This is a genomic window from Candidatus Accumulibacter contiguus (genome assembly GCF_012940005.1).
Classification (GTDB): Bacteria; Pseudomonadota; Gammaproteobacteria; order Burkholderiales; family Rhodocyclaceae; genus Accumulibacter; species Accumulibacter contiguus.
This window is the reverse complement of the sequence record NZ_SPMX01000037.1, coordinates 1-13680: the sequence shown is the minus strand read 5'-3', so window position 1 is coordinate 13680 and position 13680 is coordinate 1. Positions and strand designations below refer to the sequence as shown.

The following is a 13680-nucleotide window of genomic DNA, read 5'->3' as shown; positions in this document are numbered from 1 at the left end:
GTCGCTTTGCTTTCCCCCTGAGCGCGCAGCATGGCATCGATCGAGAGCATGGCCGCAAACTTTCGGCGCCTCGACCAGTTTGCCCGCGCGGATACCGCCATGCACCGTCTCGATGCACGTGCCAAGGTGATGGCGACGCTAGCCTTCATCGTCGTCGTGGCGTCTTTCGACCGATATACGGTGGCGGCCCTGCTGCCTTTTTTCATTTTTCCGATCGTTCTGGCCGCACTCGGCAAGCTGCCGACGGCTTATGTCGCCAGGAACGTTGCCGTGGCCATCCCCTTTGCTCTGGCGATTGGCCTCTTCAACCCGCTTTTCGACCAGCAGGTGCTTTTCAAGCTGGGGTCGATCCCGATCAGCGCCGGCTGGATTTCCTGCCTGTCGATCGTCGTGCGTGCCGTGCTCACCCTCAGTGCAGCGCTGATTCTCATCGGCGTGACCGGATTCCCTGCGGTCTGTGAAGCGCTTGAGCGCCTCGGCATGCCGAAGGTCCTGGCGATGCAGATGCAGTTCCTCTACCGCTACCTCTTTGTCCTGATCGAGGACACCAGGCGCAGCGCCCGCGCGCTGGAACTGCGCTCGTGTGGCCGGTCGCCGCGCCTGCCGACCGTCGCCTCGCTGATCGGATTTCTCCTGCTGCGAACCTGGCAGCGCGCAGATCGCATCCACATGGCGATGCTCGCCAGGGCCTACCGCGGTGATTTCCACAGCCGGAAGGTCGGGAATTTCGGTAGCGGCGAAGTCGCCTTTGTCGCTGGCTGGCTGGTCCTCTTCGGTCTGTTGCGTGTGTACGACGCGTCGCAGCTTCTTGGCGCGCTGGTCGGGCGGGCGCTGCCGTGAGTCACCATCTCGTCGAGCTGAAGCGCCTTGGCCATGTCTATCCGGATGGTACCGCCGCGCTGAGCGAGGTTTCGCTCCGCATCACGCACGGCGAGTGCGTTGCCGTCATCGGTGCCAATGGCGCCGGCAAGTCGACGCTGCTGCTGCACCTGAACGGCTGCCTGGTCGCCAGCTCGGGCGAGGTACGGGTGGGCGACTTCCCGCTGACCCGAGCAACCCTGCCGCAGATACGACGCACCGTCGGCATGGTCTTCCAGGATCCAGACGACCAGTTGTTCATGCCGACGGTCTTGGACGACGTCGCCTTCGGACCGCTCAATCTCGGCTTGCCACCGGCCGAAGCCGAAGAGCGCAGCCGCGATGCCCTCGCTCTGGTCGGCGCCTGGCACTTGCGCGACAAGCCACCGTACCTGCTTTCCGGTGGCGAGAAAAAGCGCGTCGCCATCGCCACGGTGCTGGCCATGTCGCCGGACATTCTCGTCCTGGACGAACCGACCAGCGGCCTCGATCCCTTTGCGCGCCGGCAACTGATGGCGCTGCTCAAGGACTTTCGCCACACCCGGATCATTGCCAGCCACGACCTCGACCTGGTGATGGATCTCTGCGAGCGCACCGTCGTTCTCCACGACGGGCGAGTCGCCGCGGACGGGGAAACGCGTGAACTTTTCCGGGACGACGCGCTGCTCGCGCAGTGCCGGCTGGAGAAGCCGTTTTCGATGCAGGGGTGTCCGGTTTGTGGGGTCGTTCGGCGGATCGCCTGACGGTGCCTGGCGGGTACCCTTGCCGCTCAGTGCCGCCATGCGTGGCTGACGATTTCGCGGATCAGGTGCAGGCGGCGGTGAAAGAAGTGGTCGGCACCGGGAACGACGATTACCGGCAGGTCGAGTGGCTTGGCCCAGGCGATGACGTTGGCCAGCGGCACGGTGGTGTCTTCGGAACCATGAATGACTATGGTGTCTCTCGGGACGGCCTTGGTGTGGTAAGTGCGAGCGCCTTCGACGAAACCCGAGGCGGTGCCGACGAGCACCAGCCGCTGTGCCGGATGGCCGGCGGCGAGCAGCGCTTCGGCGACGCGGGTCGCGACATAGGCGCCGAAGGAGAAACCGGCGAGCGCGATCGGCAGATTGCCGTAGCGACATTTGGCTTCCGCGAGCACGGCCAGCAGATCCTGGCTTTCGCCGTTGCCTTCGTCGTGTTTTCCCTCGCTCAGGCCGATGCCACGGAAATTGGGACGCAGCGCCACGTAGTCGAGGTGGATGAAGGTGCGCGCCAGCGTCTGCACCACCTTGTTGGTATTGCCACCGCCGAACAGCGGGTGCGGGTGGGCGATCAGCGCGATGCCGCGCGGCGCGCCGGGATTCTCGACGGTGATGTCGATCTTGCCGACCGGTCCGTCGATCAGCAGTTGTTCTGCCTGCGGTCTCATCGTTTTTCCTTCACAGATGTCGCGCTGCTTCCGTTCAGATGCGCAGACGGTCGACGACCCGCCCGTGTACCAGATGCTCCTGGATGATCTCCTCGATGTCTTCGCAGTCGACGTAGCTGTACCACACCTCTTCCGGATAGACGACCAGTACCGGTCCCTGGTCGCAGCGGTCCATGCAGCCGGCCTTGTTGATGCGGATCTTGCCGGCGCCCTTGAGGCGCAGTTCGCCGATGCGGTCCTTGGCGTAGGTCTGAGCGGTGGTGGCGCCGGCATTGTTGCAGCAGGTCTCGCCCTCGGCGCGCTGGTTGCAGCAGAAAAATACATGATGCTTGAAATAGCTCATAAGACTGGCTCCTTCGGGTGGATTGCTGGCTGCGGTGCTCGATTCTAACGGTCATGACTTTTCCAGACACCCCCGATCATGAAAGTCGGGAGTTGCTGACGCGACCTTCATATTAACCCCGAATCTGCTATTGCCGCTGCCGGACGCGCATACCACACAGCCCACAGATCTGCGGGCTTTGATCCCTGATCGCGTAGAATGCTCACAGCCCTGGTGCCTGCGGTCGCCAACATCCTTCCCTGGCGCGCGGCGCGCCAGCCTTACTTTGATCATTGATGAGTATCAGCGAGGACCCTTTCGCCATCCTTGGCGTACGCCGTGACGCATCGCTTGACGAAGTCAAGCGCGCGTATCGTCGGCTGGTCATGCAGTGGCACCCGGATCGCAACCCCTCGGCAGCTGCGGTGAGCGAGTTCATGCGTGTGCAGGCCGCATACGAACTGCTGCTCGACCCGCAAAGCCTGGCCGAGTGGCGGCTGGCGGCAACGAGCAGGGAGCGCAGCACAACCGCCGCCGGGCCGGTCGCCGAAGATCAGACGCAATACCTGACGCTGACGCTCGAGGAGGCGGCAGAGGGTTGCCAGAAGAACATCGAACTGCTGCACCGCGTTCGCTGCGCGAGCTGCCGTGGCAGTGGCCGGCTGCAGCACAAGCATTCGCTGCCTTGTCCCCGTTGCAGCGGCTGCGGTCGGGTTGCACGCAAAGGCGGCGGAACGAGTGTGTGCGAAGGATGCGGCGGGCGCGGTTACCTGCGCGAGACGGTCTGCACGGACTGCTCGGGCAGTGGCTGGCGCCAGGAATGGCGAACGCTGGCGGTGCGCGTGCCGGCGGGTCTGCGCGACGGCGAGCGTCTGCGCCTGGCCCGGCAGGCGCCACTGGCCCCCGGCCAGACCATTGCCGGCGACCTCTACCTCGAGATCAGCCTGGCCGCACATCCGCTGTTCGTTCTCGATGGCCATGACCTGCATTGTCAGTTACCGGTGAGCATCTTCCGGCTGCTCTGCGGTGGCCATGTCGAGGTGCCGACCCTGCGCGGCACGACCAGCTTCGAACTGCCGCCGCAGCGCTCGATTGAACAGCGTCTGCCCGGCCTGGGTTTTCCGCACCGGCAGGGTGCCGCGGTCGGCGATCTGGTGCTGCATCTGCAGTGCATCTGCCCGCAAGCCGCTAGCTCCGAGGATCTGGCGCTGCTCGAGCAGCTCGAAACGCGCCTGACGGCCGACCTGGATCGACGCGCTCCGGAACTCGCTGCCTGGGAACGGCAGTTGCGTGCGCGCCGCCATTCGGGCGACGACTGAGCGGTGCTACAGGTCGCGGACGACCATCGTCAGATAGGGCAGGGCGACGAAGGGCCAGAAACTGGCAACCCAGCGGGTAAGACCGTTGAAGTTGAGGAAGTGCCCTTGTCGCCAGGTTGCCAGCGCTGCTTCCGAGTAGGGGTTGGCCGGCGTCAGATTGACCAGCGCGGTGCCGGCCATCAGCGCCACGCCAGCCAGCACGATGCGGATTGGCGCTGGCAGCAGCAGCAGCAGCGAGAGCAGCACGCCCCCGATCAGCAGTCCGAGTTCGGCGCCTGGTGTCAGCCAGGCGAAAGCGTCCTGCGGAGCGACCAGGACCGCGGCGGCGAGTGTCCTGATCGCCAGGGCAAGTACGAAAAAGGCGAGCAGGGCGAGATGCGGTGCTGCCTGATCGGCCAGCAGCGTGCGCGCAAATAGGCCGATGACGATGCTGTTGAGAGCGATGACGCCGGCTTCGAGAACGAAGAACGAGTGCGCCGCGTAGGGAACCGCCGGCGTCAGTTCGAACACACTGCGCAGGTCACCGGTGGCGAACAGCAAGGTTTCCGGCGAGAGTTGCGTCAACAGCCAGGTGCCGAGCAGCACCAGACCGAGGTCGAGGTGATCTATCGGTGCCAGCAGGGCCTGCTGAACCTGGCCGATGCGCCGGAAGATTTGCTGACCCCTGGAGAACGCAATGAGCGCGCCAATGGCGGTGCCGCTGGCGTTGCACCCCAGATCAAGGTTCGACGGCACGCGCGACGGCAACCAGTTCTGCAGGCATTCCATGGCCAGGCTCAATAGGCTGCCGAGCAGCAGTGCGACGATGCTTGCGGTCCAGCGCCCGCCTGGCAGCCGGCGCATTGCCAGCGCCAGCAAAAAGCCGAGCGGCAGGTAGGCGACGAGATTGACCAGCAGGTCGAATACCGTCCAGTAACGCGGCCAGGTTGAGGAAAGAAACTCCAGCGGCGATACACCGAGGTCGCGCCAGTTGGTGAAGGGATAGAGGCTCGCGTAGATGATCAGCACGAGGTAGGCCAGCGCCAGATACAGCGGCAGCCGCAAGGAGCGTGCGAGCGGCGGTGGCGCTAGGGTTTCGTCAGCCTCGGGAAAGGGCTGGGGTGGCGGTAGCGGGGTTTGCTCCATGAGATCACCGCCAAGCGTTGCAAAACGGCAATTCTAGCGCCTTAATGTGAAAGTCGCGTCCGCCAATCGCGGCTAGCGCATCCAGGGACCGAGCAATCGGGAGAGCGCCTGCTCGTCGAAGCCATGCACCAACTCGTCCTTGCCGACCAGGATCGTCGGGATACCGCCGCCGCCAAGCAGCCTGTTGAGGTGTTCCGCACGCGCATCGCGCTCGACATCGATTTCGACGTAGGAGATACCGTGCTGGGCAAAGAATGCTCGCGCCTTGGCACAGTATCCGCACCAGCTGGTTGCATACATGAGGACTTCCGGCTGGGCGGTCGCAATGCGGGCGGCAGGGGCATGCTGCCGGTGCTGCACGGCATAGAGACCGCCGATGACGATCAGGGCGATCGCGAAGCACACGAAGCGCTTGCTGCGTCGCGACGGCGGTACGACCCGAACGCCGACCGGCCGAACGTTGAGGGCGTCTTCGGCCTTGTTGTAGGCAACGCCACAGGCAGGGCATTGCCAGTCGGGCGCAGTATCGCTTGCCAGGCGCTCGTATCGGCAGCGCGCACAGCGCTTGGGTGTGATGTACATATGGGTTGCGACAGCGGAGGGGGTTGGGGCAGGGGTCAGACGACTCGCTTGATGCACGACCGAACTGCCTGGATGATCCGGCACAGCCGGTCAGCAAGATTCAAAGGAATGAAAGGGCTTGCCACGGCAAACGGGCCAAGCCTCAGACCGCCGGTCCCGGCCGGCGTGCGGATTTTGGCCGGAAGGCCTTGATCACCGCGTCGAACGTCTCGATATAAGGACCGCCGATCAGGTCGATGCAGTAGGGGACCGCAGCGAAGATGCCGTTCGCCAGCACCGTACCGTCGGCAGCCTTGACCCCTTCCAGGGTTTCCCGGATCGATTTCGGCTGCCCCGGTAGGTTGAGGATCAGTGCCTGGCCACGGATCACCCCGACTTGACGCGAGAGGATGGCGGTCGGCACGAAGTTGAGGCTGATGCGCCGCATTTCTTCACCGAAGCCCGGCATCACCTTGTCGGCGACGGCCAGGGTGGCTTCCGGCGTAACGTCGCGCGCAGCCGGGCCGGTGCCACCGGTGGTCAGCACCAGCTGGCAGCCGACCGTATCGACCAGTTCGATCAGCGTCTTTTCGATCATCGCCTGGTCATCGGCAATCAGGCGGGTTTCCATTCGCCAGGGGCTGCGCAAGGCGTTGGCAAACCATTCGCGCAACGCCGGGATGCCCTGGTCCTCATAGACACCTTGCGAGGCGCGGTCACTGATCGACAACAGGCCGATCCGCAGTTCTTCATCGGGGTTCATGTTCATCGTTGTCGTCGACAGTAGTATCGCCTTCCTGGAGTTCTTTGAGGAGTTGAAAGATGGCGCGGTAGCTGCGCGGTGGCTTGCCCTGTGCCTGCTCAAGCAGTGCGGCGCGGCGCAGCGAACGCAGACGCTGCAGGTCGATCGACGGCGACGTGCTGGCGATGCTGTAGATAACCTTCTCATCCGCCAGCAACTCGGCGCGCAGACGTTCGAGGCGGTGCAGTTTGCCGGTTTCTTCGGCTGATTCGCCACGCACTACCGCCAAGGCATGGCGGATCGGCGCAGGATCCACATCGCGCATCAGGCGGCCAATATACTGCAGTTGGCGGCGCCGCGCATCGTCGTGTCGGGACATGCGCCGGGCTTCACGGACGGCGGCGAGCAGACCCTCCGGGAGCGCGATTTTCTTGAGCCGATCAGCAGCCAGTTCGACGAGTTCCTCGCCGAGCGCCTGGAGTTCTTCCATGGCCCGTTTGCGCTGCGTTTTCGATGGCGGTGCTGGCACTTCTTCAGGGGTGCTCATCGGCTTACGACGTGCCTTTCGCTGTGGCAGGGGGAAAACCGGGAAGGCTTGCAATGCGGCAAGCGGCGCCTTTCGGGGAACTGCTATGATAACGGTTTTTGCCTCTGGCGATCGCCCCCATGCCCCGTTCAAGTTCCATTGCTCCTAGCGAATCACGCTTCAGTCACCGTCTCGAAGTTCTCCAGCAATTGGCACAAGATGTCCTGGTTTATGCCGGCAAGCAGGGAGCCAGCGCCTGCGAGGTCGACGTCTCGGTTGGTTTTGGTCAGTCGGTGACGGTGCGCTGCGGTGAGGTCGAGACCATCGAATACAACCGTGACAAGGGAATTGCAGTCTCGGTCTACCTGGGTCAGCGGAAAGGGCAGGCGAGCACTTCCGACTTTTCTCCAACGGCCTGGCGCGAGACTGTCGACGCGGCGCTGAACATCGCCCGCTTTACTGCCGCCGACCCCTGTGCAGGCCTGCCCGACCTGGAGTTGCTGGCCATCGACACCGGCAGCCTACCGGATCTCGATCTCTACCATCCCTGGCTGCTCTCGGTCGAGGCTGCCGTCGAACTTGCCCGGCGTTGCGAACAGGCGGCATTTGCGGTCAGCCCGCAGATCAGCAACTCGGAAGGTGCTACCGTGTCGATCCAGGAAGGGCAGTTCATTTCGGCCAACAGCCTGGGTTTCATGGGCGGCTACCCGAGTTCGCGGCATTATCTTTCGTGCTCGGTGATCGCCGGCAAGAACGAAAACATGCAGCGTGACGACTGGTATTCGACTGCCCGCGACCCCTCGGCAATTGGCTCTCCCGAGTCGATTGGCGAGATCGCCGCGCAGCGAGCCGTGTCACGACTCGCTGCGCGCAAGGTCAAAACCTGCCGGGTACCGGTCGTTTTCGAAGCGCCCCTCGCATCTTCGCTGATCGGCAGCTTCGTGCATGCGGTCAGCGGTGGCAGCCTGTACCGGAAGACCTCCTTCCTGGTCGACAGTCTCGGCAAGCGCATCTTTTCGAGGAAAATGCAGATCAGCGAGCGACCGCATCTGCCACGCGGCCTGGCGAGCAGCTATTTCGATAGCGACGGGGTCGCAACGCATGACCGCGAAGTGCTGGTTGATGGCCGGCTGCAGGGCTACTTCCTGAGCGCCTACAGCGCGCGCAAGCTGGGAATGCAGAGCACCGGCAATGCCGGCGGCTGCCACAACCTGATCGTCCATCCGGGGAAACGTGGTCTGCAGGGCCTGCTCAGGAAAATGGGGCGCGGATTGCTGGTCACCGAGTTGCTCGGTCAGGGTGTCAACTATGTGACCGGTGATTATTCGCGCGGCGCAGCCGGTTACTGGATCGAAGGTGGCGAGATCGTACATCCAGTGGAAGGAATCACCATTGCCGGCAATCTTCGCGACATGTTCCGAAACGTCGCGGCGGTCGGCAACGACGTTCTGGTGCGCGGTTCGAAGCAGGTGGGTTCGCTGCTGATCGAGAAGATGAAGGTGGCTGGCGACTGACGAATCTCCCCTCTCGCGGAGGCGAAGGCGGGGTTTCGCGGAGCATGCTCCGTGCCCATCGAGGGATTCCGGCAAGGGAGGGAGACGGTCTTGACTTTCATGAATCGGATGTGCCTGGAAAAGTCCTGGCCGTCAGGCAAGGTTTGTTCCATGCACGACTGCTTTCGCTATAATCGTTGGGCGACTCGTTTACAAGAACACAAGAACCTATAGGAGACAAATTGTGGAAAGACGTTCCTTTTTGAAGAATGCGGGTGCTGGCCTTGCGGTCGGTACGATGGCCATGCCGGCGATTGCCCAGAACGCCCCGACGGTCAAGTGGCGCCTGGCTTCAAGCTTCCCGAAGAGCCTCGATACCATTTACGGAGGTGCCGAGCACATGGCCAAGCGGGTTGCCGAAGCGACTGGCGGCAAGTTCCAGATTCAGGTTTTTGCCGGCGGCGAAATCGTTCCCGGGCCGGCGGTGTTCGATGCCGTCAAGGACGGTACCGTCGAAATGGGACACACGGTTTCCTATTATTTTTTCGGCAAGGATCCGACCTACGCCCTGGAGACGGCCGTTCCCTTCGGGATGACCAACCGCCAGATGGACGCCTGGATGCGTTACGGTAATGGCAGCAAACTGCTCGGCGAAGTGTTTGCCAAGTCGAACATCATGACCATCCCCTGTGGCAACACCACCACACAGATGGGTGGCTGGTATCGCAAGGAGATCAAGACGGCGGCCGACCTCAAGGGCCTGAAGATCCGCATCGGTGGCTTCGCCGGTGCCGTGCTCAGCAAGCTGGGTGCCGTTCCGCAGCAGATCCCCGGTGGCGACATCTATCCGGCACTCGAAAAGGGCACCATCGACGCGGCCGAATGGATCGGCCCCTATGATGACCAGAAGCTCGGATTCAACAAGGTGGCCAAGTTCTATTATTACCCCGGCTGGTGGGAAGGCGGCCCGCAAGTGTCCGCCTATGTCAGCCTCAAGAAGTGGGCTGAACTGCCCAAGGAATACCAGACCATTCTACAACTCGCCTGTGCCGACGCGCACGTCGACATGGTCGCCAAGTACGACTCGAAGAACCCAACTGCGCTCAAGCAGCTCGTGGGTTCGGGAACACAGTTGAAGCAGTTCCCGAAAGAAGTCATGGACGCCTGCTACAAGGCTGCGATGGAACTGTACGCCGAGACCTCGGCGACGAACGCCCAGTTCAAGAAGGTCTATGACGACTACAAGAAGTTCATGGACGACCAGAACCTCTGGCATCGCATCGCCGAAGGTGCATACTCCAGCTACATGTACAGCAAGCGCTAGACGTATCGAGCGAAGCCTGCGGCAGTCGGTTGCTGCCGCTACTGCGCAGTAAAAGGAACGGAGGCCGACGCCGCCGTTCCTTTTTCATGGGCCCATCACCCGCGAGGCCGCTCGACGATCTCCGGCCGTCGAGCATTCGCCGAGAGGCGACAACAGTTACTTCGTCTGATCCTGCTTCATCGCATCGCGCACGGCCTTGCTGGCGGCATCTTCCGAAGCGGCAGGGGAAGCCTCTTTCGGGCTCTCGAAACCCGGTGGCGTAGAGGGCGCGCCGTAATCGGACGTTGGCATCTCGATCTGTACCGAATCGAGATCGACCTTCTCCTCCTGATCGAGACCGAAAGTGACGAGTTGCGGAAAGAAGATGAGGATTCCGACCATGATGATCTGGATGCAGACGAAGGGTATCGCTCCCCAGTAGATATCGGTGGTCTTGACCGACGCCGGCGCCACCGAGCGCAGGTAGAAGAGCGCAAAGCCGAATGGCGGGTGCATGAACGAAGTCTGCATGTTGACCGCCAGCAGAACGCCAAACCAGATCAGATCGATGCCGAGCGCCTGCGCAACCGGACCCAGCAGCGGCACGACGATGAACGAAAGTTCAAAGAAGTCGAGGAAGAAGGCGAGCAGGAAAACCAGTATGTTGACAATGATCAGGAAACCGACTTCGCCACCTGGCAGGCCGGTGAGCAGGTGCTCGACCCATTTGTGGCCATCGACCCCGTAGAAGGTCAGCGAGAAGACGCGTGCGCCGACCAGGATGAAGACCACGAAGGTGGTCAGTTTGGCGGTTGTATCCATCGCCTGCCTGAGCAGCTTCCACGACAGGCGCCGGCGTGCCAGCGCCATGATCAGGGCGCCGGTCGCACCCATCGCACCGCCCTCGGTCGGCGTCGCGATACCCAGAAAGATCGTGCCGAGCACCAGGAAGATCAGCAGCAGCGGCGGTACCAGCGTCGTCAGCACGCGCAGCAGCAGCTTGCCGCCGCGCAAGGTCCGCGCTTCGAGCGGCAGGGCCGGCATCCAGCGCGGTCTGAAGATCGCCACCAGCACGACATAGCCGACGTAGAAGGCGGTCAGCGTCATGCCCGGCAGGAAAGCGCCCTTGTACATGTCGCCCACCGACTTGCCCAACTGGTCGGCCATGATGATCAGCACCAGCGAGGGGGGAATGATCTGCGCCAGCGTTCCGGAAGCGGCAATGACGCCGGAGGCGAGTTTCTTGTCATAGCCGTAGCGCAGCATGATCGGCAGCGAGATCAGACCCATCGAGATCACCGAGGCGGCGACGACGCCGGTCGTCGCCGCGAGCAGCGCGCCGACGAAGATCACCGCGAGAGCCAGGCCGCCACGCAGCGGTCCAAAAAGCTGGCCGATGGTGTCGAGAAGATCCTCGGCCATTCCCGATCTCTCGAGGATCAGGCCCATGAAGGTGAAGAATGGGATCGCCAGCAAGGTATCGTTGTTCATGATGCCGAAGATGCGATCCGGCAATGCCTGGAACAGCTGCGGCCCGAGCAGACCGAGTTCGATGCCGACCAAGCCAAAGAAAATGCCGTTGGCCGCCAGCGCGAAGGACACCGGAAAACCGACGAGCAGGAAAAGGACCATCGAAGCGAAAATGATCGGCGCCATGTTGGCGATCAGGAACTCGGTCATCACAGTTCTCCCTTCTGGGCCTTGATGGCCAGCGCCAGTTCTTCTTCAGGCGTTGGTTGGTGCGTCTTGGCGGTCGGGTCGGAGCACTTTCCCAGCAGAAAGCCGATTCTTTTGATCAACTCGGAGAGGCCCTGAATCACCAGCAGGAAGAAGCCGATCGGCACCAGCAGGCGCACCGGCCAGACCGCCAGACCACCGGCATTGCTCGACTGTTCGTTGTTGTGCAGCGCGAGCAGAAAGATCGGCCAGGACAGATACATGACGGCAATCGCCATCGGCAGCAGGAAAAAAAATGATGCCGAAAATGTCGATCCACGCCTGGCCTCTTCTCGACAGGCGGCCGGCAATGAGGTCAATGCGCACATGCTCGTTGCGCTTCAGCGTGTAGCCCGCGCCAAAGAGAAAAATCGCCGAAAACAGGTACCACTGGATCTCGAGAAAGGCGTTCGAACTGTAGTTGATGGAGTAACGCATGACCGCATTGCCGGCGCCGATCAGGGTAACGACCAGGACCAGCCAGATGATGCTCTTGCCGATCCGTTCGGTGAGTCCATCGATCAGGCTGGAAAGCTTTAGTAGACTGTTCACGGGATATCCCTCCATTGACAAGCAAACTATTCACTCCTCCAAGACCTGATCGCTTGCGCTTTGCCTCATTGCCGGGCAATTCATCAGGCCGCTTTGCAGAATGCAAGATCGCATCCGCTTGATCCGCATGCGGAAGTCATGATTATGGCACATCTTTGTTTGAGTCTACGAGGTAGTGGCAAGTCGCCAGCTTTATGCTTGCCCAAAAGCAACAAGGCCCGGAGATCACCGCCAGGCCTTGATCGCCAACAAACTTTGAGGTTGTCCCCCTGCGCGACACCAGACGGCTGGAATTCAGCCCGATCCTGAGCGCTCGCGCCAGATTGGCCCCTGCGATTGGCGACGGTCTGCAACAAGGAAAAACCCGGCGCACGTCCGGGTCTGGTTCTGGCCTCAATCAATCGGCCTTCGATCTGGCGGAAGAATCTCGATCTCCTGCAGCTTCCGCAACATGCTTTCGTGCTCGCTGCCGCAATAGCTCTTCAGGTCGTCAGCGAGGTAAGCGCCGGCAGCGGCAAGATTGACGATGCGCGGCACATCTCGCAATGCGCCAAGACACAACAACAGCGGCCCTCCATCTTGGTGTCAGCAATTCTCCTTCCGCCGAAGCCCGAAGACACCGCCGAGCGCCGTGGCAAGGAGAAGTAGGCTGCCAGGCTCAGGAACAGCCGCATCAGGTACTGGAGTAAGGAGATAGGATCGGTAGAGGCTGTGCGTTTCCGCTACAATCTGGCTGCTGTTATTTATGCCTATGCCAAAATTAGGCCTACCGCTGCAGCACATGAGGTCGCCTAGACTCGTCATGATGCCATCAGAATACAGGAAGGTGTTCATCCGGGCATCGTCAGGGGTACTTGCCATGCCTGTTATTTGTCCGAGGTCGTTGATGTCGTACGCGACACTATTCGTCCCACCTAAAGTACCCAGGTCAGTCATTATGCCGATCGAATACAAGAAGTCGTGGTTGTCGCCGCGAGAAGTGTTGTAGAACGACCCTCCTGTAACTTCCCCGGCATTGTTAATGCCAAGAGCTATGCTCTCATTGCCTCCCAAGGCACCTAGGTCGGTCATTACACCTCCGGAATATATATAGGCGTGATAGTTGCCGCTATTCGTGGTCGAGCCTCCTGCGATTTGCCCGCTATCGTTGATGGCGCTGGCGCCAGCGTGCGCGCCACCAAGTGTGCCCAAATCGATGGCCGTGTAGGTGGGCACCGCGGCCGCTAGGGCCGGCACGCAGGCAACGACAATGATGGCGCAGTGAAGAAATCTGCGTTTGTACATTGGCTTTTTACGACAGTTCAGCGAATTGAACAATCGGGCGGACCTTCCCGGAGCCCTTGAGGTAAGTCGTTGATTCATGGCAAGAAACCAGAAAATCGGCAAAAATGTAGGCATGTAAATATAATAATAGCTATTTACAAACAATGTGCTATTGGCTATTATTGTCGGCATGTACATCGCCCGCGTCCCCAACCGAAAGTCCAGGCCGGCCATCCTGCTTCGCGAGTCCTATCGCGAGGGAGGCAAAGTCTGCACACGAACCATCGCCAATCTGACGAACTGGGCACCGGAACGAATCGTCGCCATGGAACGTCTGGTGAAGGGCGAATTCGACGACTGGTCGGGAGAGATGACCAGCGGCGAGATTTTTGGGGTGCTGTTTGCCCTCAAGCAGTTGGCCGACCAGGTGGGCCTCACGCGGGTGCTGGGCAGCGCTGCGGAAAGCAAGCTCAACCTGTTCCTGATTCTCGC

The 13680-nt window shown here is 61.6% G+C and carries 15 protein-coding genes and 1 pseudogene; 6 read left to right on the top strand and 10 right to left on the bottom strand.

All coding sequences use genetic code 11. From position 1 onward, the window contains the following. The first annotated feature begins 30 nt into the window (after window positions 1-30). Window positions 31-840 carry a cobalt ECF transporter T component CbiQ gene (cbiQ, locus tag E4Q08_RS13500; RefSeq protein WP_169070753.1) on the top strand — a complete coding sequence of 270 codons (810 nt, stop codon included), beginning with the start codon at window positions 31-33 and terminating at the stop codon, window positions 838-840. Further along, window positions 837-1601 (top strand): energy-coupling factor ABC transporter ATP-binding protein, encoded by a 765-nt coding sequence (locus E4Q08_RS13495; RefSeq protein WP_169070752.1) that lies wholly within the window; start codon window positions 837-839, stop codon window positions 1599-1601. Before cbiQ ends, E4Q08_RS13495 begins: the two co-directional genes overlap by 4 nt. Before the next feature lie 26 nt (window positions 1602-1627). Here E4Q08_RS13495 and E4Q08_RS13490 read toward each other — a convergent pair whose 3' ends face one another. Both E4Q08_RS13490 and E4Q08_RS13485 read right to left on the bottom strand, forming a co-directional pair. Then, window positions 1628-2266: an alpha/beta hydrolase gene (locus tag E4Q08_RS13490; protein WP_034910539.1), complete on the bottom strand. Its 639-nt coding sequence runs from the start codon at window positions 2264-2266 to the stop codon at window positions 1628-1630. 34 nt (window positions 2267-2300) lie between these two features. Next, entirely contained in the window at window positions 2301-2609 is a 309-nt protein-coding gene (locus E4Q08_RS13485) for a (2Fe-2S) ferredoxin domain-containing protein (RefSeq protein WP_169070751.1), read from the bottom strand. A gap of 275 nt (window positions 2610-2884) precedes the next feature. Between E4Q08_RS13485 and E4Q08_RS13480 the strand changes: the two genes are divergently transcribed. Beyond that, window positions 2885-3907 (top strand): DnaJ C-terminal domain-containing protein, encoded by a 1023-nt coding sequence (locus tag E4Q08_RS13480; protein WP_169070750.1) that lies wholly within the window; start codon window positions 2885-2887, stop codon window positions 3905-3907. A 6-nt stretch (window positions 3908-3913) separates the two neighbouring features. On the opposite strand, the gene E4Q08_RS13475 is transcribed toward E4Q08_RS13480, so the two are convergent. The 4 genes from E4Q08_RS13475 to yjgA all read right to left on the bottom strand — a co-directional run bounded on the left by E4Q08_RS13475 (window position 3914) and on the right by yjgA (window position 6882). Next, window positions 3914-5032 carry a VanZ family protein gene (locus tag E4Q08_RS13475; protein WP_169070749.1) on the bottom strand — a complete coding sequence of 373 codons (1119 nt, stop codon included), beginning with the start codon at window positions 5030-5032 and terminating at the stop codon, window positions 3914-3916. Window positions 5033-5104: 72 nt separating this feature from the next. Beyond that, complete coding sequence (locus E4Q08_RS13470) at window positions 5105-5614, bottom strand: glutaredoxin family protein (protein ID WP_169070748.1); 510 nt, start codon at window positions 5612-5614, stop codon at window positions 5105-5107. Window positions 5615-5756: 142 nt separating this feature from the next. Further along, window positions 5757-6356: a molybdopterin adenylyltransferase gene (mog, locus tag E4Q08_RS13465; RefSeq protein ID WP_372703686.1), complete on the bottom strand. Its 600-nt coding sequence runs from the start codon at window positions 6354-6356 to the stop codon at window positions 5757-5759. After that, complete coding sequence (yjgA, locus tag E4Q08_RS13460; protein WP_169070746.1) at window positions 6343-6882, bottom strand: ribosome biogenesis factor YjgA; 540 nt, start codon at window positions 6880-6882, stop codon at window positions 6343-6345. The genes mog and yjgA overlap by 14 nt, the downstream gene beginning before the upstream one ends. A gap of 119 nt (window positions 6883-7001) precedes the next feature. Between yjgA and pmbA the strand changes: the two genes are divergently transcribed. Continuing rightward, window positions 7002-8375 carry a metalloprotease PmbA gene (pmbA, locus tag E4Q08_RS13455; protein ID WP_169070745.1) on the top strand — a complete coding sequence of 458 codons (1374 nt, stop codon included), beginning with the start codon at window positions 7002-7004 and terminating at the stop codon, window positions 8373-8375. Window positions 8376-8598: 223 nt separating this feature from the next. Then, window positions 8599-9678, top strand: a complete 1080-nt coding sequence (locus tag E4Q08_RS13450; RefSeq protein WP_034920187.1) for a TRAP transporter substrate-binding protein — start codon at window positions 8599-8601, stop codon at window positions 9676-9678. A gap of 156 nt (window positions 9679-9834) precedes the next feature. On the opposite strand, the gene E4Q08_RS13445 is transcribed toward E4Q08_RS13450, so the two are convergent. The 4 genes and pseudogenes from E4Q08_RS13445 to E4Q08_RS13430 all read right to left on the bottom strand — a co-directional run bounded on the left by E4Q08_RS13445 (window position 9835) and on the right by E4Q08_RS13430 (window position 13386). Continuing rightward, entirely contained in the window at window positions 9835-11337 is a 1503-nt protein-coding gene (locus E4Q08_RS13445; RefSeq protein ID WP_169070744.1) for a TRAP transporter large permease, read from the bottom strand. Next, window positions 11337-11925 (bottom strand): annotated as a pseudogene (locus E4Q08_RS13440) (TRAP transporter small permease subunit). The gene E4Q08_RS13445 and the pseudogene E4Q08_RS13440 overlap by 1 nt, the downstream one beginning before the upstream one ends. Before the next feature lie 393 nt (window positions 11926-12318). Next, window positions 12319-12489: a hypothetical protein gene (locus E4Q08_RS13435; protein ID WP_169070743.1), complete on the bottom strand. Its 171-nt coding sequence runs from the start codon at window positions 12487-12489 to the stop codon at window positions 12319-12321. Window positions 12490-12510: 21 nt separating this feature from the next. Next, a complete protein-coding gene (locus E4Q08_RS13430) occupies window positions 12511-13386 on the bottom strand; it encodes an HAF repeat-containing PEP-CTERM protein (RefSeq protein WP_169070742.1) in 876 nt (291 codons plus the stop codon). Here E4Q08_RS13430 and E4Q08_RS13425 point away from each other — a divergent pair. After that, window positions 13379-13680: IS1634 family transposase N-terminal domain-related protein (locus tag E4Q08_RS13425; RefSeq protein ID WP_505438027.1), on the top strand; the 302-nt coding region annotated here is incomplete at its 3' end. The two genes, E4Q08_RS13430 and E4Q08_RS13425, sit on opposite strands and share 8 nt — an antisense overlap.